The sequence below is a fragment of the Ochrobactrum sp. SSR genome (assembly GCF_030067775.1).
GTDB lineage: Bacteria > Pseudomonadota > Alphaproteobacteria > Rhizobiales > Rhizobiaceae > Brucella > Brucella teleogrylli.
In genome coordinates this window covers 1,536,000-1,557,564 of record NZ_CP125969.1, presented here as the reverse complement: position 1 = coordinate 1,557,564, position 21,565 = coordinate 1,536,000, and the positions used below count along the sequence as shown (strand labels likewise).

Below are 21,565 nucleotides of genomic sequence, written 5' to 3'. Positions count from 1 at the left end.
CCCGGCGGCCTGGAATAGACGATTGTACCTCCAGAGCGTTTTCGACCAGTTCAAGCCCCAAGAGAATGCTCTGAAATTTTGAACTTGAAGCACCGCACGATCAGAAAAAATCGATGATGATCGTGAGAACCGGCAGCGTTTCGAGTTGGGCTACTGGCAGGAGGACCAATTGACAAGCGCCGTTTCAATCAATAGAAGCCCCGCTCGCGCTGCGACGCTGGCCCGAAAAAGCCGGAATTCTTCGGTTTTGCGGCCTTATGCGTATGTGGCACGAAATATGCATCGGCTTTTTCTGAAAGAGAATGCGGATGTCCGATTGCTTAAAGGAAAGGCAGTTTAGCAGAAAGGGCAACGATCACGCGTTTGGGGCGTTGCATAAGACAAGGGATGTTCGGGGTGCCGTTTGACCGGTTTTAAACCGGAAAAGCGTGGATTTCGAAGGTGTTTCAAGGCTCTGGCCGGCGATCCGGATCAAGGCTGAAAAACCCGTAGGATGAAAGCCATCTTTGATGACGGTTCGCTTTGCGCTTCGCTTGCCTTGTGATTAGACTAAGCCCTGTGGTGTAACGCAAATGAGGTGTGCCAATGACTCTGCGTGTATCTGGAAAGCATATGGACGTCGGTGAAGCTTTCACAACCCGGATCGTGGATCGGGTGAATGAAACGGTCGGCAAATATTTCGATCATGGCTTTTCCGGGCAGGTAACGGTCACGAAGTCCGGTTCACGATTCAGTGCGGATTGTACATTGCACCTCGACAGTGGTGCGACGCTACAAAGCACTGGCGATGCGCAGGATCCGCAGCTGGCTTTTGATGCGGCAGCGGACAAGATCGAAACCCGCCTTAGGCGCTACAAGCGCCGTCTGAAGTCGCGTACGGCTACCCAGCCAAATGCGATCTATGACGACGTGGCATATCGTGTTATGGCACCGCTGCCGGAGGAAGAGGAGGAGCTTCCGGCCGATTATGCGCCAACCATTGTGGCGGAAACGTCCGTCGCCCTGCGCACCATGTCGGTGGCTTCGGCGGTGGTCGAGCTTGATCTGATTGAAAATCCCGTTCTGGTTTTCCGGAACGCGGGCAATGATGAAGTAAACATCGTCTACCGTCGAGCGGACGGCAATATTGGCTGGGTTGACCCATCGACGGTTACCCGCCAGGCCGCGCCTCGCGTCTGACGGCAAACCCGAAGCGCACGTTACGCGTTATCGCCAGTGAAGGGCGAGCCCATTTATGGGTGGTTGCGTGCGCTTCCCAAAACCGGGCCGCAAACGGTCTGATTGAAGAAGGAACGGAGAGAATGGATCTTAGTGATCTGATTCAGCCGGGGGCGATTATCCCCGCGCTGAAAGCCAGCTCCAAAAAGCAGCTTTTGCAGATTTTGTCTGAAAAGGCTGCGGAACTGACCGGTCTCCCTGAGCGTGAAGTTTTCGAAACAATTCTCCAGCGTGAACGCCTCGGTTCAACCGGGGTGGGCAGCGGTGTGGCCATTCCACACGGCAAGCTGGCGAATATCGGCAAGATTGCCGGCATCTTCGCGCGCCTTGAAACGCCGGTTGATTTCGAGGCGCTGGACGATCAGCCTGTCGATCTCGTTTTCCTGCTGTTGGCTCCGGAAAATGCCGGGGCCGATCATCTGAAAGCCTTGTCGCGCATTGCGCGTATGCTCCGCGACCCGGATATGGTCGCCAAGCTGCGAGGCACCCATGATGCACAGGCGCTCTATTCATTTTTGACAGCCCAGCCGGCGTCCAACGCCGCCTGAGCCACTGAGCATAATCCGACCGGCGTGAACGCGGCTCGACAGATTGTGCTTCAAATACAAGAACTGGAGCGCCGGATTTGTTCGTACCGGCGCTTTTCAAAAGGAAGTGTGTAACGGTTTTGCGTTCAGAAATGCCAGAAAGCAAATATACGGAGCGGTTCTGACGATTTCGTCAAAACAGAAGCATTCCGGTAAATCATTTGGTAACGCCGTCACTCGGACAGAGTGGCGGCTTTTGTATTTCAGCGTCATCGCTAGTATTATTATACTAATATAATATATGGATTATGCAATTGATGGCATTCGTGTAAACGGAATGTGTAAATTTCATAACCAGGACAAATTACATGAAGAAATATATTTCAATATTTATTGTTACGATTGTGTTTTCCGGTTCCGCCCTAGCTGAAGAAACTAAGGCGGAGTGCGTAGAGCGTGTCGTCAAAGAATGTACCGCGAAGCACGGGAGCGATTTACTAGAATTCAATCCTAATTATCATAATTGTCTAATGGAAAATCTGCCTCTCTGTCCCGGATTTGGAAAGTAATTTAGATTAATTATACTAAGGAAGAATAAATTGAGAAAAGTAATTTTTTGCATTGATTTCGTTTCTATCTATTTCAAATGCTGCTTTGGCTGTGGACAGGATGGCGTGCATCAATAAAGCGGTTGAAATGTGCAATAAAAGACATTCGGATCAGTTTTCGCAGGAACATCGTGACTGTGTCAAACATATCGGCACTCTGTGCTCGGTTGAGGCAATACAATTGGGCACATCAAAGTGAAGGCCTTCCGGTTCCGCGCTGGCTAATGCGAGGGAGGCTTGCTTCAAGAATGCCCAGGCGACTTGTAAGCAAGCGCTTATCGAAGCTCAACACGGTAAGCAGTCTCAATTTCTCGAAGCAGTATCATGACTGCTTCAAGCAAGAACAACTCAAGTGTCAGTAGATTGAGAAGTCGCGCCCGGCTGATGCCGGCAATGGCGCAATGAGGACGATAGCAGCTTCCTTACAAGGCGGGCCGCTATCGCCACATATTCGACAGGGCTGCCATTTTAGTTGAGCAGCACCGTGCGTAATTCGTGTTCATGGGCGCCTTGCAGCGCGGTGGCGCGGACATCGGAGAGCACGATAGGCTCGCCGCTTGCGCCAAAGAGGGCCCAGAGCTCAAGGCCCGGCTCGATTGGTGGGAGGGCAGGGAAGCTGCGAGCAAGGTCGTCGGAGCGAATCTTGCGCACGTAGGCAATTTCACCTTCGCCCAGATGAGCGAATTCATTTTCGGTGAGAACCTGTTGTCTGTTCATGGTCTTAGCCTCCATTTGAGCGGCACACCATTCACGGCTATGCCGCACCAGAGCTTCACGATAGTTATCATAGCCTTAATGACTGAACGAAACCTGAACGTTTTTCAGTCTTTCACAGCTATGTTGATTTTCTTGATCAGCCGTTCCGGTTCCGGTCGGTCGAGATCGACAGCGAGAAGACCGTTTTTCAACTCGCAACCCAGCACCCGCATACCATCGGCCAGCACGAACACACGCTGAAACTGACGCGCCGCGATGCCGCGGTGCAGATATTCGCGTTCGGTGTCGTCGGTCTGTCGACCGCGGATGACAAGCTGGTTGTCTTCCGTCATGACGTCGAGATCGTCGCTGGCAAAACCTGCCACGGCAAGCGTGATGCGCAAGCGCTCAGAGCCTGTTTCGCCGCGCAGGCGTTCGATATTATAGGGTGGGTAGCCATCGCCGGATTTTGCAATCCGTTCGAGTGTCTTTTCCATCGTGTCGAATCCGAGCAAGAGAGGGCTCGAAAACGGAGTCATTCTTGTCATTGCATCAGTCCTTGATGAGAAGCGACCGTTATGAAGAGAACCCGTTCGGCGTATCTCTTCGCTAACTGATATGGCTTGTGAAAAGCCCGACTTCAAGGGCCAATGCCGGAATCCCCCTTCGTTCTATCGTAAAACGACGATGGGGAGGGCGATACCCGCCACTGTTGCGGGGCGGGCAGTGTCAAACTTAGCATATCGAGAAATGTGTTCTACCGTCTTGCTTCGGCAAGCGCTGCGCGAAAAGCGGTGGCGAAATCCTCACGGTCGTCGGGGTTCAGAAAGCTGCCGATGGCGACATGCTTGTCGCGGCTTTCAACGCTCATATCCGTGATGCCGATGTCCGGCTTTCGCGCCACGCGAAAGCGTGTCCAGAACGGATTGAACTGATGTGCGGTCAGTTTGCCGGATGGTGCGTATTGGCGGATTTGCAGGGCTGCACGCGAAACGGAAATCTCTTCGCGGGCCTGCGCCGCGCGATAATTCCAGCGAAATGCCAGATAGATCAACAGCACGTCGAGGCCGAAAAAGCCGAAGATCGGCCAAGCGCCGATGGACCAGAACAGAATGCCGACAGCAATCCAGCAGGCGATGAGGGCTGCCATCAGAACGGTAAAGCCCGTGCGCCCCAGCGAGCGATAGGGTCTCAGCAAGGCTTCAAAAATAGGGGTCTCGAACCTGTCCGGTTCCGCGCCGTCTGGATGGTGCATGGGTGTCTGAGCCTTTGAACGCCGCCTGCGTCAAGCTGCGGGTTGTCTTCCAGGAACAGACCTCAGTATAGAGACAGAATGCAAAAGGCCAAAATCAAATCGCCCGTGACTGTTTCCGCCGCCCCGCCAGCACGGCGTCCACGCCGCGTGGCTGGTACGCTCTATACGGCTGATGAGATTCACGAAATCTTTCGCCGCTTCTCCGTGCAGCGCCCGGAACCGAAGGGCGAACTGGAGCATGTGAACGCCTTCACCCTGCTGGTCGCGGTGGTGCTGTCGGCGCAGGCGACGGATGCGGGCGTCAACAAGGCCACGCGCGGCCTGTTTGCGGTTGCCGATACGCCGCAGAAAATGCTGGCGCTGGGCGAGGAAAAGGTCGGCAGTCACATTCGCACCATCGGCCTTTGGCGCAACAAGGCGAAGAATGTCATCCTGCTTTCGGAAGCACTGATCCGCGACTATGGCGGCGAGGTGCCAGGCGACCGTGACGAGCTGGTCAAACTGCCGGGCGTCGGGCGCAAGACCGCCAATGTTGTGCTCAACATGTCGTTCGGCCAGCCGACCATGGCGGTGGACACGCATATATTGCGTATCGGCAACCGGATCGGTCTGGCGCCCGGCAAGACGCCGGAAGCGGTCGAGGCGATATTGGTGCGGGTGATACCGGCGGAATATATGTTGCACGCCCATCACTGGCTGATCTTGCACGGGCGCTATACCTGCAAGGCGCGCAGGCCCGAATGCGAACACTGCGTCATCGCCGATATCTGTAAGTCGCCGGAAAAGACCTGCGACGTGCCCGCCGCACTGGTTCCGCTTCCGCCTCAGGCTTAAGTTCTGACAGGCTTTGCGGCCTCGCGCTGCGATATGGCCTTGTGCAGATGCACCATCATAGTTGCCGCAAAAAGCGGGGTCAGAAGATTGACCAGCGGAATGGCCATGAAACCGGCGATCAGCAAGCCTGCCAGAAAGACCGTCACGCCATAATGCGAGCGTAGCGCCCTGGCTTCCGCTTCGGTGCGATGGCGCATGGCGGCGAATTCGAAAAATTCGCGTCCGAGCAGATAGGCGTTGATGACGAAAAAGGCGATCAGGTTGATCCCCGGTACGAAAAGCAGAGCTAGCGCCAGCAGGTTGCCAAGGATCACCACGCCGAGGAATTTCAGCGACGTCACAATTGAACGTCCAAGCGGCAGGGCATTGCCCGCAGGATCGTTCGGATAATCCGTGCGCTCGACCACTTCCGCCACATCGTCGAGGAACAGACCGGCCACAAGAGCGGTCACCGGCGCGATCATCAGCGCCAGCACAAGCGCAAGCCCCAGTCCCGCCGCGACAGCGGCGACGATTCCGAGCCAGCCTGCCCATGCGGGCATGCCCGGCAGCAATTGCTCCATCCACGGCCAGGCATAGGTAAAAAGATTTGACGAATGCTGACCCAGAGACCGGCCAGCAGCAAAAGCGTCAGACCCAGCGTTTTCCAGAAAACCGAGCGAAACTCCGGCGTCAGCAGGCGGGAGAGGGCTTTCAAGGCAGCATCTATGATCATTCTTTTTCCGTTTTGCGCCCGTTTTGGCTGTGGACGAACTGAAAATAGGAACGAGCCGTTGGCTGTGCAAGCCGGACTACCCACATCCCGGGATTGGCGCGGGGTAGCCAAAAGGGCGGCAAAAGGCTAAACCCGCACGCGCATATTTGCATAAGCGTATCAATTCCACGATACGCAGCTGGCGCCAAAGCCTCCTCCTGCCATATCGAGGGCGGGCTGGAGAACTGAAAAAAGGGGAGCTTCTCGCGCTCATGGCCACATTCGACGTTCTTTGCATCGGCAATGCCATTGTCGATATTCTGTCGCGTACGGACAACTCATTTCTCGAAACCAACGGTATCGTCAAAGGCGCAATGAACCTGATCGATGCCGATCGTGCAGAATTGCTCTATAGCCGCATTGCAGGTCCGGCGACTGAAATGTCGGGCGGCAGCGCGGGCAACACGGCGGCAGGCGTCGCCAGCCTGGGCGGACGCTCCGCCTATTTCGGCAAGGTAGCGACTGACCATCTCGGACGTGTCTTCGCGCATGATATCCGCGCGCAGGGCGTGGCCTTCGATACGCGTCCGCTGGAAAAGGGGTCGCCGACCGCCCGCTCGATGATTTTCGTGACGCCGGATGGCGAACGCTCGATGAACACGTTTCTCGGCGCTTGCGTCGAGCTTGGACCGGAAGACGTCGAGACCTCCAAGGTCGCCGATGCCAAAGTCACCTATTTTGAAGGCTATTTGTGGGACCCGCCGCGCGCTAAGGAAGCCATCGTGATGGCGTCAAAGATCGCGCATGAGGCGGGCCATGAAATGGCCATGACGCTCTCCGATCCGTTCTGCGTGGACCGCTATCGCGAAGAGTTTCTCGACCTGATGCGCCAGCGCACGGTCGATATCGTCTTCGCCAATGAAGACGAAGCCAAATCGCTCTATCAGACCAAGTCGCTCGAAACGGCGATTGCCTCAATGCGGATGGATTGCAAGCTGTCGATCATCACGCGCTCGGAAAAGGGCGCTGTCATTGTGACGCCTGATCAGACGCTCGAAGTTCCAGCCATCGAGATCGACGAACTGGTCGATACGACCGGTGCAGGCGATCTTTATGCGGCGGGTTTCCTCTATGGCTATACCAAGGACCGCTCGCTGGAAGATTGCGCACGGCTTGGCTCGCTTGCCGCCGGTCTCATCATCCAGCAGATGGGCCCGCGTCCGCTGCTCAGCCTTGAGGCTGCTGCAAGTCAGGCTGGCCTGATCTAGCACTACAGTTGCATTCTTCGCCATGCCGGGCTGCAACGAGCAATTTCCTGCGCGCCGGTGCTCACGTACCCAAAAGTACGCTCCGCTCCGGTGCTCGAAAATCACTCGTTTCGCCACGGCCTGACGAATTTGCAACTGTAGTGCTGGTCTCTATTCGGACCGAATGATCCGGTCGCGCTGGAGTTCTTCTTCGGTGCGGCCGGGACGGCTTTTATAAACCGGCAGGTTCCAGCCGAAATAAAGCGCCCCGCCGCGCACGGTAAAACTGGTCAGCGCTGCGACCACCGCCGAGAAGAACGGATCGACACCAAGGCGCGCCAGCCCGACATAGAGGCAGGCGCCAGCCAGTGCCGCCGTGATATAGATTTCCCGCCGCATGATCACCGATGGCTCTCCGGCCACCATATCGCGCAGGATACCGCCCAGCGTGGCGGTGAAAATGCCCGTGACGATGGCAACCGGCGCGCTGACGCCAAGCGCAAGCCCCTTGGCGGCACCCATCACCGTGTAGGCCGACATGCCGATGGCATCGAGCCAGAGCAGCACGCGATAGCGTGATTCCACCCTATGAGCGGTGAAATAGACCGCGAAGGCGGCCAGTGTGCCCGCCAGCAGATAGATCGGTTCCTGAACCCAGAAAACCGGCGTGCTCAGCATCAGATCGCGCAGCGTTCCGCCGCCGATGCCGGTGATATTGGCAAGAAAGATGAAGCCCACAATATCGAGCTGCCGCCGCGAGGCTGCAAGCGCGCCTGTTGCCGCGAAGACGAAAACACCCGCAAAGTTCAGAAACTGCACGACGGTCACGCGGGCTCCCCCAGCAAGATATATGATGCGATTTTCTATTGCTCTGCGCGCCTTGGCAATATGTGTGTATGAGCGCAGGTCAGCAGATACAAAAAAAGCGGCGGATAAACCGCCGCTCTGATCGTCTAACTCAGTAGATAGGCTTTATCAGCTGTTGGCTTCCGCGCCGCCATTTTCGGCAGCAGCCTTGGGGCCACCCTTGGATACGCCGACCATGGCCGGGCGCAGCACGCGGTCGCCAATGGCGTAACCCGCCTGCACAACCTGCACGACGGTATTGTTCGGCAGATCCGGGTTCGGTACCTCGAACATGGCCTGATGGAAATTCGGGTCGAATTTCTGGCCTTCCGGCTCAAGCTTGGTAACGCCGTGGCGTTCCAGCGCCTGCAGCATGGCGCGTTCGGTCATTTCCACGCCTTCGGCCAGCGACTTCAGGCTGGCATCGGCTTCCAGCATTTCGGCAGGAATGGTGTCGATGGCGCGGCGCAGATTGTCGGAAACCGACAGCATGTCGCGGGCGAAATTGGTCACCGCATAGGTGCGGGCATCCTGCACGTCGCGCTGGGTGCGCTTGCGCAGGTTTTCCATTTCGGCAGCAACGCGCAGAACCTGGTCCTTGAGTTCCTTATTATCGGCTTCGAGCGCGAGAATACGGTTTGCGGTTTCATCGACCGCATTGTCCGCTTCGTCTTCCGCAACTTCGGCGCTGGCTTCCGCCTTGCGCGCTTTCAGGAAATCGGCGGCAGCCCGGTTCAGCGCCTCACGATCCCGTGGATTGTTGATGTCGCGCTGCTCAAGATCGGGGTTCTCGGTTTTGTTCTTTTCGTCAGACATAATGCTTCTTCCGTCTTGAATATCTTCTGGGGCGGATATCGAGTTTCAGGCCATTAAAATCAAGGCTTAATTTCTGCTGACCCGGTAAGATTGACACCTCACCGCAACAGCCGCGACACGATCTGTGCCGTATAGTCCACCATCGGCACGATACGCGCATAATTGAGGCGGGTCGGGCCGATGACGCCAAGCGCCCCGACCACGCGCTGTTCGCTGTCGCGATAGGGTGCGACCACAAGCGACGAGCCGGACAGTGAAAACAGCTTGTTTTCCGAGCCGATGAAAATGCGCACGCCCGAACCGGTTTCGGCCAGATCGAGAAGCTGGACCATGCCGTCCTTGGTTTCCAGATCGTCGAAGAGATGGCGCAGGCGCTCGATATCTTCCTGCGCGTGAATGTTTTCGAGAAGATTGGCGCGCCCCCGCACGATCAGCCGTGACGGCTGGTCGGAACCGGTGCCGCCCCAGACGGCGAGGCCCTGTTCGACAAGTTCCTGCGAAAGCTGGTCGAGTTCCTGACGGGTTTCCTCCATCAGCACTTTCAACTCGGCCTTGGCTTCGGAAAGCGTATGGCCGTGAATATGCGCGTTGAGGAAATTGGACGCTTCGACCAGCTGCGATGCGCTGATGCCGACCGGCAGATTGATGACGCGGTTTTCCACATCGCCATTCTGCATCACCAGCACGGCCAGCGCGCGGGTTGGTTCCAGCCGCACGAATTCGATATGTTTCAGCGCGCCTTCGGTCTTGGTGGCGAGCACGAGACCGGCCCCCCGCGACAGGCCCGACAGGACCTGACTTGCCTCGGTCAGCACGTTTTCAACCGAATTGCTGTTTCCGGCGGCGCGCACCTGCGCCTCGATGGACGAGCGCTCGCCGGGCGCCAGATCGCCGACTTCCATAAAGGCATCGACGAAAAAGCGCAGGCCGATCTGCGTCGGCAGACGGCCCGCCGACACATGCGGCGCATAGATCAGGCCCAGATGCTCCAGATCGCTCATCACATTGCGAATGGTGGCGGGCGAGAGCGAATGTGGCAGAAGACGGGACAGATTGCGCGAACCGACCGGGTCGCCGTCGTTGAGATAGCTCTCGACGACCAGCCGGAAAATTTCGCGCGACCGCTGGTCGAGCGAATTCAAAAGCTGATGTTCAGGCGATTTCATCATGATAGAGCGGCGAACCTGTTGATTGCTTGCCTTGAATATAAGGTTGCTGCGCCAAGCGTCAAAGGCTTTAGCCTCACACTGGCAATCCTCTCAACATATCTTTGGCCCCGGAACGATGTGAAATGCCTTTCTATTTGTGCCCGGGGGGCCTAAAAAGCCGCACGGAAAACTTTGAATCCCAAAAAACTCGATCAAGGAATTTACTATATGCGTCCATCCAAGCGTGCTGCCGACGAAATGCGCGCCGTCTCTTTCGAGCGCGGCATCTCCAAACATGCGGAAGGCTCCTGCCTGGTCAAATTCGGCGACACCCATGTTCTGTGCACGGCAAGCCTTGAGGAAAAGGTGCCGGGCTGGATGCGCAATACCGGCAAGGGCTGGGTTACGGCGGAATACGGCATGCTGCCGCGTTCGACCGGCGACCGCATGCGCCGTGAAGCAGCCACCGGTAAGCAGGGCGGACGTACCCAGGAAATCCAGCGTCTGATCGGACGCTCCTTGCGCGCTGTTGTCGATATGCAAGCGCTGGGCGAAGTGCAGATCACGGTGGACTGCGATGTCATTCAGGCCGATGGCGGCACGCGCACGGCAGCCATCACCGGCGGCTGGGTGGCCCTACATGAATGCCTGCGCTGGATGGAAGCGCGCCAGATGGTACGGGTCGAGAAGGTGCTGAAGGACCACGTTGCGGCTATTTCCTGCGGCATCTATGAAGGCGCTCCTGTTCTCGATCTCGATTATGCGGAAGATTCCGTCGCCCAGACCGACAGCAATTTCGTCATGACCGGCGCAGGCGGCATTGTTGAAATTCAGGGCACCGCCGAGGGTGCGCCTTTCTCGGAAGAAGAGTTCCTGAACCTGATGAAGCTGGCGCGCAGCGGTGTGGATCGTCTTGTGTCGTTGCAGAAAATGGCGGTCGCTTAAGAGCCTCACTCAAAAAAGCGTATTTGCAGCCGCACAAGACGACTTTTGGAACAGGCTCTGATAGGACAGTGTCTGCTCCATCTGAATAAGGAGACCTGATCCATGCGCGCTGCACGTATTCTTGAAACGGCTCTCTATGTTCGCGACGTCGCCGAGGCGGTAGAATTCTATCGCGACACAATGGGGCTGGAGCCGGTGGGCCAGCTTAGCGAGCGCAACGCTTTCTTCCGCTGCGGCGAGGGCATTTTGCTGCTTTTCAAGGCGGAAGAAACCTTGAAGCCGCCTTTGCCCGGCCATCTGCCTGTGCCACCACATGGCACGACGGGGCCGGGTCATGTATGTTTTGCCGCAAGTCGTGCCGAGATCGACGACTGGCGGGAACATCTGCAACAACATGGCGTCGCCATTGAGGCCGGTTTCGATTGGCCCAATGGCGCACATTCGATTTACTTCCGCGATCCATCCGGCAATTCGCTGGAGATCGCCGAACCCAAACTATGGAACTGAAAATGAGAACGCTGGAAAAGGGCAAGCTGATTGTCGCCTCGCACAATGCGGGCAAACTGAAGGAATTCGACGGGCTGATCGGCCCGTTCGGCTTCGATGTCAGCTCGGTCGCGGCACTTGGCCTGCCGGAGCCGGACGAGACCGGCACCACGTTTGAGGAAAACGCCTATATCAAGGCGCTTGCAGCGGCTGAAGCCACCGGCTTGCCCGCATTGTCCGACGATTCCGGCCTGATGGTCGATGCGCTGGATGGCGAGCCGGGCGTCTATACCGCCAACTGGGCCGAGACCGAAGACGGCACGCGTGATTTCAACATGGCGATGCGCAAGGTCGAAGATCTTTTGCAGGAAAAGGGTGCGACGAGCCCGGACAAGCGCGGCGCGCGTTTCGTCTCCGTCATCTGCCTTGCATGGCCGGATGGCGAAGCGGAATATTTCCGCGGCGAAGTGGAAGGGGTGCTGATCTGGCCGCCACGCGGCACGACCGGCTTCGGCTATGACCCGGTGTTCTTGCCGGATGGCCATGAGAAAACCTTTGGTGAAATGTCCGCCGACGAGAAGCACGGCTGGAAGCCGGGCGACGCTTCGGCCCTGTCGCATCGCGCCCGCGCCTTCAAGCTTTTCGCCGAAAAGGCGCTCAACGTGGAGCCGGCTTCCGCGAAATGAACAGGCTCTTTCCCCCTTTGCAGGCGAAAAATGCTGCCAGCATGATCCCTATCGCGCGGGTAAACGGGGAAAATGCGTTCGGCGTCTATGTGCATTGGCCGTTCTGTCTGGCCAAATGCCCGTATTGTGACTTCAACAGCCATGTCCGTCATAAGCCGGTGGATCAGGCGCGGTTTTCTGAAGCGTTTCGCCGCGAGATGGAAACGCTGCGCGAGCGCACCGGCCCACGCACGGTCACCAGCATTTTTCTGGGCGGCGGCACGCCCTCGCTGATGCAGCCCGAAACAGTGGGTGCGCTTCTCGATAATATTGCGTCGCATTGGTCTGTCGCACCCGACATCGAAGTGACGCTGGAAGCCAATCCGACCAGTGTGGAAGCCGACCGTTTTCGCGGCTATCGCGCCGCAGGCGTCAATCGCGTGTCGCTCGGCATTCAGGCGCTGAACGATCCCGATCTGCGCCGTCTGGGGCGTATGCATTCGGTCGATGAGGCAAAGGCGGCCATTCGCTTAGCGCGTGAGATTTTCCCGCGCCTGTCCTTCGATCTGATCTATGCGCGTCCGAACCAGAGCATTGAGGCATGGCGCGAAGAGCTGAAGGAGGCCATCGGACTGGCTGCCGATCACCTCTCGCTCTATCAGCTGACCATTGAGGAAGGCACGCAGTTCTATAATCTCTGGAAGGCTGGGAAGCTGACCACGCCGGAGCCGGACCACGCCGCAGCGCTCTATGAAGAAACGCAGCGGGTGACGGCAGAGCATGGACTTCCGGCCTATGAGATTTCCAATCACGCAGTGCCGGGGCGCGAGTCGCAGCACAATCTGGTCTATTGGCGCTATGGCCAATATGTCGGCATCGGCCCCGGCGCGCATGGGCGTTTCGTGGAAAATGATGTTCGCACCGTCACCATGACCGAAAAGCACCCGGAAACCTGGCTCGATCATGTCGAACGGCGCGGTCATGGCATTGTCGAGGAAGAATATCTCGATGGCGGGCAGGAGGGCGACGAGTTTCTGATGATGGGGCTTCGTCTGCGCGAAGGCATCGATCTCGATCGATACAAGCGGCTGTCGGGCCAGAGCGTTGACCAGAAGCGTCTGGCGAAACTGATTGCCGAGGGCATGATCGAGCCGATGGGCGGTAGCATCATTCGCGCAACACCGGACGGTGCGCTGGTGCTGGATGCGCTGGTGGCCGATCTGGCCGCATGAGGGGTAAGCAATGACTGAGGATATGGGCGACGCACGGCGCGATTATGTGGTGGGTGGCACAGCCATGCGCGCCCGTCCGCTGGAACCCGCGCTTTATATCGTCTCGACGCCGATCGGCAATCTTGGCGATATGACGCTGCGCGGCATCGAAACGCTCGCCGCAGCCGATGTTTTGGCCTGCGAGGATACGCGTGTGACCCGTGTTCTCCTCGACCGCTACGGCATTTCCCGCCGCCCGATCAGCTATCACGAGCACAATGCCGCCGAAGCCGGAGAAAAGCTGATTGCCGCGCTGTCAGCGGGCAAAAGCGTTGCGCTGGTGTCGGATGCGGGCACGCCGCTCGTTTCCGATCCGGGCTTTCGTCTGGTCGGCGAAGCCCGCGAGGCGGGTATTCGTGTCGTTCCCATTCCGGGTGCTTCCGCCGTTCTGGCCGCACTCGCCGCTTCGGGCCTGCCGACCGACGCCTTCATGTTCTGCGGCTTCCTGCCTTCAAAACACGGGCAAAAGCAGACGAAGCTCGAAAGTCTCAAGGGAATCGACGCAACGCTGGTCTTCTACGAATCGCCAAATCGGACAGCGGCGACGCTGGCCGAAATGGCCGAAGTGTTCGGGTCGGATCGTCTGGGCGCGCTCTGCCGCGAACTGACCAAGGCCTATGAAACCATTCGCACTGCTCCGTTGGGCGAACTGGCGAAGGAATTCGACGGTGAGGATCGCATTCGCGGCGAAGTGGTTCTGCTGGTCGGCCCGCCGACAGGCAACACAATTCCGCAAAGCGAGGAAGACATCGACAAGCTGCTTCTGTCGCTTGCCGCCGAATTGCCGCCATCCAAGGCTGCAGGCGAGGCGGCGCGCATGACAGGCGGGCAGAAATCGGTTCTCTATCAGCGTCTTATGCAACTGAAATCGGATCAGCGATGACAGACCTCCGCGAGAAAAAGCGCGTTGCTTTCTTTCGCGGACATAGCGCCGAACGCTTTGCGGCGATGGTGCTTCTTTTGAAAGGTTTTCGCATTGTCGCGCGGCGCTATCGGACACGGCTCGGCGAAATCGATCTGATCGCCCGACGGGGTAATCTGGTGCTGATCGTCGAGGTCAAGGCGCGCAGCAGTCTCGAAGCAGCGCAATTGGCCGTCACGCCGCAGGCCATGCGCCGTATCGAAGCCGCAGCTGATCTCTGGCTGCAACGCCAGCCCGACCTTGACCGTCTGTCTCTTCGTTTCGACCTGATTGCCGTGCTGCCGCGCCGCTGGCCAAAACACGTTCCGGCCTTCTTCTCGAGTGGCGCTTATCGATAAGCCTATGTAAATCCTATAAAAATTGTGGGATATATTTCCGGCCTTACGGGAAATTAAAATCCCGCAAACGGCTGTTTTGAGAAAAAGTGATGCTCGCCATCATTTTCGCGCGCAAGCCCGTTTCTTATAAATCTCCCGCTCTCCATGGATAATGGCGCCAACTTTCACAAGACGCATTTCCGCACGCGAAAACGGTATCCGCGTTCGCTGGAAATGCTCTCAAGGATGGCATCGTGTCTCTACCGCAAAAGCGTTTACTGGCTGATTTTCCTGCCTTCTTCCGGGTGTCGGAAGAGGTGGTTGTCGTCGTTGGCGGCGGCGAGGAAGCTTTGAACAAGGCGCGCCTTGTGGCGCAGACATCCGCACGCCTTCGCATCGTTGCCGAGGAAACGGAACATCATCTGGCCGAGTTCATCGCAAGCCATGGTGTGCAGCATGTGGCGGCACCTTTTGCGCCGGAACATATCGAAGGCGCGAAGCTTGTTTTCGTGGCAACCGGCGACGAAGCGCAGGATCGCGCCATTGCCGCTGCGGTCAAGGCGCAGAAGATCCCGGTCAATGTCGTTGACCGTCCTGCCCTTTGCGATTTCCTGACGCCTGCCATCGTCAACCGCGCGCCACTGACGATTGCCATCGGCTCGGAAGGAAGCGCTCCGGTTCTGGCGCAGATGGTTCGTGCACGTATCGATGCCGCCTTTTCGCCGCGCCTTGGCGAGCTTGCGCATTTCGCCGAAAGCTGGCGTCCGCTGGTCGAGCGCGCATTGCCCAAGGGGCTGGCGCGCCGCAGCTTCTGGCGCGGCTTCTTTTCGGGCCGTGTTGCCAGCGCCATTGAAAATGGTGATCGCGCGGAAGCGTATAAGGCTGCGAGCGACCTGATCGAGCAGCGCGACAATGCCGCCGGTTATGTCTGGCTGGTTGGTGCCGGACCGGGTGCTGAAGACCTGCTGACCTTGCGCGCCCACCGCGCTTTGATGGAAGCCGATGTCATCGTGCATGATGCGCTGGTGCCGGAAGGCGTGATTGCCATGGGCCGCCGCGATGCCGAACGCCTCGCCGTCGGCAAGCGCAAGGGCTGCCATTCCAAAAGCCAGGAAGAGATCAATCGCCTGTTGGTTTCGCTGGGGCGGCAAGGCAAGCGCGTTGTGCGGCTGAAATCCGGCGATCCGCTGGTGTTCGGACGCGCAGGCGAGGAAATGGCGGCGCTGCGTGCCGCTGGTATCGGTTTCGAAATCGTGCCCGGCATCACCTCGGCCTTTGCCGCCGCTGCCGATATGGAATTGCCGCTGACGCTGCGCGGTGTCGCCTCGTCGCTGGTGTTCACCACTGGTCACGATATGACGGGCGATGTGCTGCCGGGCTGGGCCAAGCTTGCCGTCTCCGGCGCAACCATTGCCGTCTATATGGGCTCCACGGTCGCGGCATCGGTTGCCGCACGCCTGATTGGTGCGGGCCTGCATGAAGATACCGCCGTGGCGGTGGTGGAAAATGCGAGCCGGCAGGACAAGCGCCTATTCCACGGCACGCTGAAGGATTTGCCGGATCTGGAAAGCCGCAAGGAGCTTTCCGGCCCGGTCATGGTGATCATTGGCGATGCGGTCGCCGGTGCCGCAATCGACAAAGCCGAAGCGTTGGCCCTCAAGCCGGTTTCCGTCGCAGCCTAAACCCGCAGGATGCGCGGTTAACAAAAGTTTGGAGTTTGGAAATGGTCGTAAAAGTTCTCACTGCAAACCGGCTGATCGACGGGCAGGCTGTGTGGCTCGGTGCCGATGGTTCGTGGCAGGAGACCATCGACGGCGCGCTGGTTGCACGCCACGCCGAAGCTGTGACGGCGCTGGAAGACGCGGGCAAGGTTGCAGCGAAAGCCAATCTGGTTGTCGATGTGAATGTGATCGATGTTGAGGAGCGCGAGGAGGGGCTTTACCCGATCCGCCTGCGCGAGCGGATCCGCCTTTCCGGCCCGACCATCGTGACCTTTGGTGATCTGCCCCTCGACAAGCCTGCTTTGAAGCGCGCCTCGTAATATCTGTTGACGCATTTCCGGACGCAAAACCGGTTCCCACTTTTGCTGGAAATGCTCTGATCTGGATTTAGACTATGTATCGTTATGATGAATTCGACCGCGATTTCGTTGCGGCCCGCGTTGCCCAGTTCAAGGATCAGGTTGAGCGCCGCCTGACCGGAGAGCTGACGGAAGAACAGTTCCGTCCGCTGCGCCTGATGAATGGCCTTTACCTGCAATTGCACGCCTATATGCTGCGCGTGGCGGTTCCCTATGGTACGCTGTCGAGCCGCCAGTTGCGAAAGCTTGGTCACATTGCGCGCGTCTATGATCGCGGCTTTGGCCATTTCACCACGCGCCAGAACATCCAGTATAACTGGCCTGCGCTGAAGGACGTGCCGCGCATTCTGGAAGAGCTGGCGGAAGTCGAGATGCACGCCATCCAGACCTCCGGCAATTGCATTCGCAACGTGACTGCCGATCACTTCGCAGGCGCTGCCGCCGACGAAGTGGCCGATCCGCGCCCCTTCGCCGAAATCCTGCGCCAATGGTCGTCGCTGCATCCGGAATTTTCCTATCTGCCGCGCAAGTTCAAGATCGCCATTGTCGGCTCGGACCATGACCGCGCCGCCATTCAGGTACATGACATCGGCTTGCAGCTGAAGAAGAACGAGGCGGGCGATCTGGGCCTTGCTGTCTATATCGGCGGCGGTCAGGGCCGCACGCCGATGGTGGCGAAGAAGATTCGTGACTTCCTGCCCATCGAGGACATGCTGACCTATGTGACGGCCATCGTGCGCGTCTATAATCTGCATGGCCGTCGCGACAACAAATATAAGGCGCGCATCAAGATCCTCGTCCATGAAACGGGCGTTGAAGAACTGACCCGCGAGATCGATGCTGAATGGGAAGAAATCCGCAATGGCGAGCTGAAGCTGCCGCAGCGCGATATCGACTCGATTGAAAGCTATTTCCGCATGCCGAAGTTGCCGCAACGGCCGGAAGGCTGGGAAGTGCTGGCTGTTACCCAGAAGGCCGATGCGGAATTTGCAAGCTGGGTGGCGCGCAATGTCACGCCGCACAAGAACCCGGATTATGCGGTCGTCACCATTTCGCTGAAGCCCATCGGCGGTATTCCCGGCGATGCGAGCGCCGAGCAGATGGAACTGGTGGCGGATATTGCCGAAACCTATTCTTTCGACGAAATCCGCGTCAGCCACGAGCAGAATCTGGTCCTGCCGCATGTGGCTAAGGCCGATCTTGCAGCCGTCTATGATCTGCTGCAATCGGATGGGCTGGTGACGCCGAATGCCGGTCTCATCACCGATATCATCGCCTGCCCCGGTCTCGACTATTGCGCCCTTGCCAATGCGCGCTCCATTCCGGTGGCGCAGCGCATTTCCGAACGCTTCGGCGACCAGCAGCGTCAGCTCGAAATCGGCGATCTCAAGATCAAGATTTCCGGCTGCATCAATGCCTGCGGCCATCACCATGTCGGTCATATCGGCATTCTGGGCGTCGAGAAAAAGGGTGAGGAACTCTATCAGATCACGCTTGGCGGTTCGGCGGACGAGCATTCGACCATAGGTGAAATCACCGGTCGCGGCTTTTCGTCGGAAGAAGTGGTGGATGCCATCGAAACGGTGGTCGATACCTATCTCGCCTTGCGTGAAAGCCCAGAGGAAAACTTCCTGGCCGCCTATCGCCGCGTTGGCATGGAACCGTTCAAACGCGCGCTTTATGGAGAAATAAGCCGTGCAGCTTGATGCTGAAGAAAGTGCTGCCGCCGAAGCCCGCCTTCTGGAGGCAAGCCACGGCGCGTCTACCCCGCAGGAAGTGATCGCGCTCGTCACGCGTGAACTCTATGACGGGCAGATCGCGGTTGTGTCTTCCTTCGGGGCGGAATCGGCTGTGCTTTTGCATATGATTTCGGAAGTCGATCCGGCGACACCGGTATTGTTTCTCGATACGGGCAAGCATTTCCGGGCCACGCTCGATTATCGTCACGATCTGGTGGACCGGCTGGGGCTGACCGATGTGCAGGATATCCTGCCGCTTGAGGACAGTCTTAAAAGCGATGATCCGTTTGGCGCGCTGTCGATGACCGATAAGGACCGCTGCTGCTTCATCCGCAAAGTTGAGCCGATGGCGCGCGCCGTCGCGCCCTATCGCGCCTGGATGACGGGCCGCAAGCAGTTTCAGGCATCGACACGCGAAAGCTTGCCGGTGTTTGAATCGGTCGGCCCGCGCATTCGTATCAATCCGCTAGCGCGTTTGCAGGCAGCAGACCTCAAGGCCTACGCTGAAAAGCACGATCTGCCGCCGCATCCTCTGACTGCGCAGGGCTATCGTTCCATCGGCTGCATGCCTTGCACGCGGCCCGTGAACGACGGCGAAGACCAGCGTGCCGGACGCTGGGCGGGATCAGAAAAGACAGAATGTGGCATCCATCTGACTGGCCTTGCCGACAGCCTTAAAACATTGGGAGCCACCGAGCGGAAATGAGCGATATCAACGAAACCAAACTCTGGTCCTCCGATGGCTTTCGCGAAGACGATTATGTCTTTGCCGACGATCTTGAAGCTGCGGGCGATGCCCCGGCGATCATCATTCCGCTCGCCGTCTGGCTCGGCCTAGATGAAGAGCGCCGCCGCGCCTCCAACCGCCGCATCGGCGTTTCGGTTGCGCCGGGCGAAGCGATTGAACCGCTGTTGAATGATCTGGGCAGCCTGCCGCTGATCGCCTTGCAGTTCCCGGCTTTCAACGATGGTCGCTCCTATTCCAAGGCCGAGATTCTGCGCCGCGAAGGTTTTGCGGGTGAGTTGCGCGCCGTCGGCGATGTGCTGATCGATCAGGCGGCGCTGATGCTGCGCACCGGCTTCGACAGTCTTCAGGTGACCAACAAGGTCGCCCAGAGCCGTCTTGGCGAAAACCGTCTGGTCGATACACCCGGTTACTATCAGCCGGGGCGCGGTTCCATTCCGGCGGAAGGTGGGTTCGCCTGGCGGCGGGTAAAGGCTAGTTAGACACATCGCTCAAACTTGCCATTTTTTTGGCTGTCTTGATGCGCTAGATACGCCTTGTCATTTACAGGAGTCGATGCGTGATCCGGCACATTGTTTTCTTCAGCGTCAAGCAAGGTCAGGATATCGAGACAGTCAGAAAAGGGCTGGAGCAGCTTGCCACCATCCCGCATTCCGAAGTCTTCGAAGTTCTGCCGAATTCCAGGGTCGATCCGATGTGCGACCGCATCGATCTCGTCGTCTATGCCGAGTTCAAGGATGAAGAAGCGCTTTTCGCTTTCAAGAAACATCCGACCTATGACGCCACGACGCAACTCGTGCGCCCGATGCGCGAATTGCGTTTTTCCGCTGATGTTGTCACTGATAAAGAGTAGTTACCACTCCGCCTGTGGTCGTTCCTGAAGTGGCAGGCCGCCGAATAGATCTGGCTCGCTGGAGATTTTGGCGCGCTCGATATTGAGAAGCTTCAGTTTCGTCGCCGTGCCGCCCGCCGCCGAAAACCCGCCGACCTTGCCGTTGGAACCGAGCACCCGGTGACAGGGCACGATGATCGGAAACGGGTTTTTGCCAAGTGCATAACCGACCGCTTGCGACAGGCTCACGTCACCAAGTCGTCTGGCAATCGCGCCATATGTAGTGGTTTCGCCCGCCTTCAGTTCGAGAATAATCTCGTAAACCTTCCGGTTGAGGTCGGGGAGCGATTCGAACGCTAGCGGCGTTTGCGAGAAATCCGGCGATCCGCCGTCGAGAAGCGCGCGCACTTTTTCGATGGCTTGCGTTACAAAGGCTGGCACATCGGCCTGAGCATCGGAAAACTGTTCGCCCACCCGCTCACCAAGGCGGTAACGGGTTTCTTTCTCGTCCGTATCGCCGATTTCGACACCAATGACTTTTGCACCGCGCCAGGCAATGCCGCACGGGCCAATCGGCGTCTCAAAGATGGTGATTCCGGACGGTTCCATACGTATCAATATAGCACGGATTTCGCGACGAACGGCGACTGGAAACGATAAGTTGCAACATTTGCAGCGTATGGCGCTGCGAAATGGTTGAAGAACGTTCCGAATAATGATTGTGTGAGCGGGAAGGTCAGGATCGTGGCATGAGAGATTCCATGCCCTTAAATGGCCAAACGGGTCGATATAAGTTTCCGTCGCAGTTTTCGCGAGATCGGAACCGAGGAATTTAAATGGACGATTATGAGCGTTATGCCACGGGGTTAATGATCGTTTTCGGCGCGCTGATCATCGGCGGGCTGATGGCGGCAAACCTTTATCATGGCGACAAGCCGGGTTTTCTTTTCGCGCTTGGTGCAGCGGTCGTCGGCTGGTTTTCAGCTTTCGCCGTTCTTTTCGACAAGCCGCGCGTTTATGGCGTGATGATTGCCGTTGCAATCGGCCTTGTCGCGGCTTCTATCGGTGCCTACGTCACCTGAGAGCCATCAATATTTCGAAGCAATTGAGAGAAAAGCCCCGCAATGCGGGGCTTTTTCGTTGGTCGCGGCCTTATAGATAAGGCGAATAGCACTGGCGGCGCGGCCCGTAATTGGGTTGGAACGTATTGTCATAGGCGCGGTATGACCGATAGCGGCTGTAGCACCAGCGGGTATGCGGGTTGCGGCTGCGGTAAGTCGGTGCCGGACGGTAGGCAGGACCCGGACCCCAGTAACGCCGGTCATGTCTGTAATAGGGCCGGTAACGCGGACGGTCGTAGCGCCAATAGCGCCGGTCGTCGCGATAATCGTAATATTGCACCGTTTGCGCAGTAGGTGCCGATGCCTGAGCCGGTGCCGTGGTAGGGGCCGCCATCAGCGAGGGCTGCGCCGCATTGGCTGTCCCGGCAGCGGCGGACAGGCCCATGCCCAGCGACAGACACGCGGCAAAAACGGAATAACCAAACCTTTTCATAGGTCTCTCCTAATCAAAGCAATCGTTTATGTGCGTATTTTTGCTCGCCCATTGTGGCGGAGCGGTGGCTTTCACCAGTCACGATTTCTTCTGTGCTGCAACAGACCAGGGAGGGAACAC

The 21,565-nt window shown here is 58.0% G+C and carries 25 protein-coding genes and 1 pseudogene; 17 read left to right on the top strand and 9 right to left on the bottom strand.

What is annotated here, in order from left to right; genetic code table 11:
- The first annotated feature begins 585 nt into the window (after window positions 1-585).
- Together hpf and ptsN are read left to right on the top strand one after the other, a co-directional pair.
- Entirely contained in the window at window positions 586-1,179 is a 594-nt protein-coding gene (gene hpf, locus QLQ11_RS07430; RefSeq protein WP_109368185.1) for a ribosome hibernation-promoting factor, HPF/YfiA family, read from the top strand.
- A 122-nt stretch (window positions 1,180-1,301) separates the two neighbouring features.
- Window positions 1,302-1,766: a PTS IIA-like nitrogen regulatory protein PtsN gene (gene ptsN / locus QLQ11_RS07425; RefSeq protein ID WP_078339638.1), complete on the top strand. Its 465-nt coding sequence runs from the start codon at window positions 1,302-1,304 to the stop codon at window positions 1,764-1,766.
- Between the two features lie 1,055 nt (window positions 1,767-2,821).
- Here the strand turns inward: ptsN and QLQ11_RS07420 are convergent.
- The 3 genes from QLQ11_RS07420 to QLQ11_RS07410 form a co-directional block, all read right to left on the bottom strand.
- Window positions 2,822-3,085 (bottom strand): DUF1150 family protein, encoded by a 264-nt coding sequence (locus tag QLQ11_RS07420; RefSeq protein WP_371830795.1) that lies wholly within the window; start codon window positions 3,083-3,085, stop codon window positions 2,822-2,824.
- 89 nt (window positions 3,086-3,174) lie between these two features.
- A complete protein-coding gene (locus QLQ11_RS07415) occupies window positions 3,175-3,597 on the bottom strand; it encodes an Hsp20 family protein (protein WP_109368187.1) in 423 nt (140 codons plus the stop codon).
- Between the two features lie 209 nt (window positions 3,598-3,806).
- On the bottom strand, window positions 3,807-4,304 hold the full coding sequence (locus QLQ11_RS07410) for a DUF2244 domain-containing protein (protein ID WP_283736017.1): 498 nt from the start codon (window positions 4,302-4,304) through the stop codon (window positions 3,807-3,809).
- Between the two features lie 78 nt (window positions 4,305-4,382).
- On the opposite strand from QLQ11_RS07410, the gene nth reads away from it, so the two are divergent.
- Window positions 4,383-5,138, top strand: a complete 756-nt coding sequence (nth, locus tag QLQ11_RS07405; RefSeq protein ID WP_109368189.1) for an endonuclease III — start codon at window positions 4,383-4,385, stop codon at window positions 5,136-5,138.
- Here nth and QLQ11_RS07400 read toward each other — a convergent pair.
- Window positions 5,135-5,853, bottom strand: a pseudogene (locus QLQ11_RS07400) (sulfate transporter family protein). The gene nth and the pseudogene QLQ11_RS07400 overlap by 4 nt on opposite strands.
- A gap of 251 nt (window positions 5,854-6,104) precedes the next feature.
- On the opposite strand from QLQ11_RS07400, the gene QLQ11_RS07395 reads away from it, so the two are divergent.
- Complete coding sequence (locus QLQ11_RS07395) at window positions 6,105-7,100, top strand: adenosine kinase (RefSeq protein ID WP_283736018.1); 996 nt, start codon at window positions 6,105-6,107, stop codon at window positions 7,098-7,100.
- Window positions 7,101-7,250: 150 nt separating this feature from the next.
- Here the strand turns inward: QLQ11_RS07395 and QLQ11_RS07390 are convergent, their stop codons facing one another.
- The 3 genes from QLQ11_RS07390 to hrcA all read right to left on the bottom strand — a co-directional run bounded on the left by QLQ11_RS07390 (window position 7,251) and on the right by hrcA (window position 9,910).
- Window positions 7,251-7,907, bottom strand: a complete 657-nt coding sequence (locus tag QLQ11_RS07390; RefSeq protein WP_109368192.1) for a trimeric intracellular cation channel family protein — start codon at window positions 7,905-7,907, stop codon at window positions 7,251-7,253.
- Window positions 7,908-8,054: 147 nt separating this feature from the next.
- Window positions 8,055-8,741 (bottom strand): nucleotide exchange factor GrpE, encoded by a 687-nt coding sequence (grpE, locus tag QLQ11_RS07385; protein ID WP_109368193.1) that lies wholly within the window; start codon window positions 8,739-8,741, stop codon window positions 8,055-8,057.
- Between the two features lie 98 nt (window positions 8,742-8,839).
- Window positions 8,840-9,910, bottom strand: coding sequence for a heat-inducible transcriptional repressor HrcA (gene hrcA / locus QLQ11_RS07380; protein WP_109368194.1), 1,071 nt, complete (start codon window positions 9,908-9,910; stop codon window positions 8,840-8,842).
- Window positions 9,911-10,117: 207 nt separating this feature from the next.
- Here hrcA and rph point away from each other — a divergent pair, with 207 nt between their 5' ends.
- From rph to QLQ11_RS07320, 12 genes are all read left to right on the top strand, one after another.
- A complete protein-coding gene (rph, locus tag QLQ11_RS07375; protein WP_078339626.1) occupies window positions 10,118-10,834 on the top strand; it encodes a ribonuclease PH in 717 nt (238 codons plus the stop codon).
- 102 nt (window positions 10,835-10,936) lie between these two features.
- The gene (locus tag QLQ11_RS07370) at window positions 10,937-11,341 is read left to right on the top strand and encodes a VOC family protein (protein ID WP_109368195.1); all 405 of its coding nucleotides are present in this window, start codon (window positions 10,937-10,939) and stop codon (window positions 11,339-11,341) included.
- Window positions 11,342-11,343: 2 nt separating this feature from the next.
- The gene (rdgB, locus tag QLQ11_RS07365) at window positions 11,344-12,006 is read left to right on the top strand and encodes an RdgB/HAM1 family non-canonical purine NTP pyrophosphatase (RefSeq protein WP_109370147.1); all 663 of its coding nucleotides are present in this window, start codon (window positions 11,344-11,346) and stop codon (window positions 12,004-12,006) included.
- A complete protein-coding gene (hemW, locus tag QLQ11_RS07360; protein ID WP_109368196.1) occupies window positions 12,003-13,217 on the top strand; it encodes a radical SAM family heme chaperone HemW in 1,215 nt (404 codons plus the stop codon). The genes rdgB and hemW overlap by 4 nt, the downstream gene beginning before the upstream one ends.
- Before the next feature lie 10 nt (window positions 13,218-13,227).
- Window positions 13,228-14,139 (top strand): 16S rRNA (cytidine(1402)-2'-O)-methyltransferase, encoded by a 912-nt coding sequence (rsmI, locus tag QLQ11_RS07355; RefSeq protein WP_109368197.1) that lies wholly within the window; start codon window positions 13,228-13,230, stop codon window positions 14,137-14,139.
- Complete coding sequence (locus QLQ11_RS07350) at window positions 14,136-14,516, top strand: YraN family protein (RefSeq protein ID WP_109368198.1); 381 nt, start codon at window positions 14,136-14,138, stop codon at window positions 14,514-14,516. The genes rsmI and QLQ11_RS07350 overlap by 4 nt, the downstream gene beginning before the upstream one ends.
- A 233-nt stretch (window positions 14,517-14,749) precedes the next feature.
- On the top strand, window positions 14,750-16,177 hold the full coding sequence (cysG, locus tag QLQ11_RS07345) for a siroheme synthase CysG (RefSeq protein WP_124915164.1): 1,428 nt from the start codon (window positions 14,750-14,752) through the stop codon (window positions 16,175-16,177).
- 41 nt (window positions 16,178-16,218) lie between these two features.
- A complete protein-coding gene (locus QLQ11_RS07340; RefSeq protein ID WP_109368200.1) occupies window positions 16,219-16,536 on the top strand; it encodes a DUF2849 domain-containing protein in 318 nt (105 codons plus the stop codon).
- 74 nt (window positions 16,537-16,610) lie between these two features.
- The gene (locus tag QLQ11_RS07335; protein ID WP_109368201.1) at window positions 16,611-18,281 is read left to right on the top strand and encodes a nitrite/sulfite reductase; all 1,671 of its coding nucleotides are present in this window, start codon (window positions 16,611-16,613) and stop codon (window positions 18,279-18,281) included.
- Window positions 18,271-19,020, top strand: a complete 750-nt coding sequence (locus tag QLQ11_RS07330) for a phosphoadenylyl-sulfate reductase (RefSeq protein WP_109368202.1) — start codon at window positions 18,271-18,273, stop codon at window positions 19,018-19,020. The genes QLQ11_RS07335 and QLQ11_RS07330 overlap by 11 nt, the downstream gene beginning before the upstream one ends.
- The gene (locus tag QLQ11_RS07325; protein ID WP_109368203.1) at window positions 19,017-19,541 is read left to right on the top strand and encodes a DUF934 domain-containing protein; all 525 of its coding nucleotides are present in this window, start codon (window positions 19,017-19,019) and stop codon (window positions 19,539-19,541) included. The genes QLQ11_RS07330 and QLQ11_RS07325 overlap by 4 nt, the downstream gene beginning before the upstream one ends.
- A 77-nt stretch (window positions 19,542-19,618) precedes the next feature.
- Window positions 19,619-19,912, top strand: a complete 294-nt coding sequence (locus QLQ11_RS07320) for a Dabb family protein (RefSeq protein WP_109368204.1) — start codon at window positions 19,619-19,621, stop codon at window positions 19,910-19,912.
- Here the strand turns inward: QLQ11_RS07320 and QLQ11_RS07315 are convergent, their stop codons facing one another.
- Window positions 19,913-20,500: a methylated-DNA--[protein]-cysteine S-methyltransferase gene (locus QLQ11_RS07315; protein WP_283736019.1), complete on the bottom strand. Its 588-nt coding sequence runs from the start codon at window positions 20,498-20,500 to the stop codon at window positions 19,913-19,915.
- A gap of 227 nt (window positions 20,501-20,727) precedes the next feature.
- Here QLQ11_RS07315 and QLQ11_RS07310 point away from each other — a divergent pair, with 227 nt between their 5' ends.
- Window positions 20,728-20,973 (top strand): hypothetical protein, encoded by a 246-nt coding sequence (locus tag QLQ11_RS07310; RefSeq protein WP_006465911.1) that lies wholly within the window; start codon window positions 20,728-20,730, stop codon window positions 20,971-20,973.
- A gap of 70 nt (window positions 20,974-21,043) precedes the next feature.
- Here the strand turns inward: QLQ11_RS07310 and QLQ11_RS07305 are convergent, their stop codons facing one another.
- Window positions 21,044-21,445, bottom strand: coding sequence for a BA14K family protein (locus tag QLQ11_RS07305; protein WP_124915165.1), 402 nt, complete (start codon window positions 21,443-21,445; stop codon window positions 21,044-21,046).
- Between the last annotated feature and the right edge of the window lie 120 nt (window positions 21,446-21,565).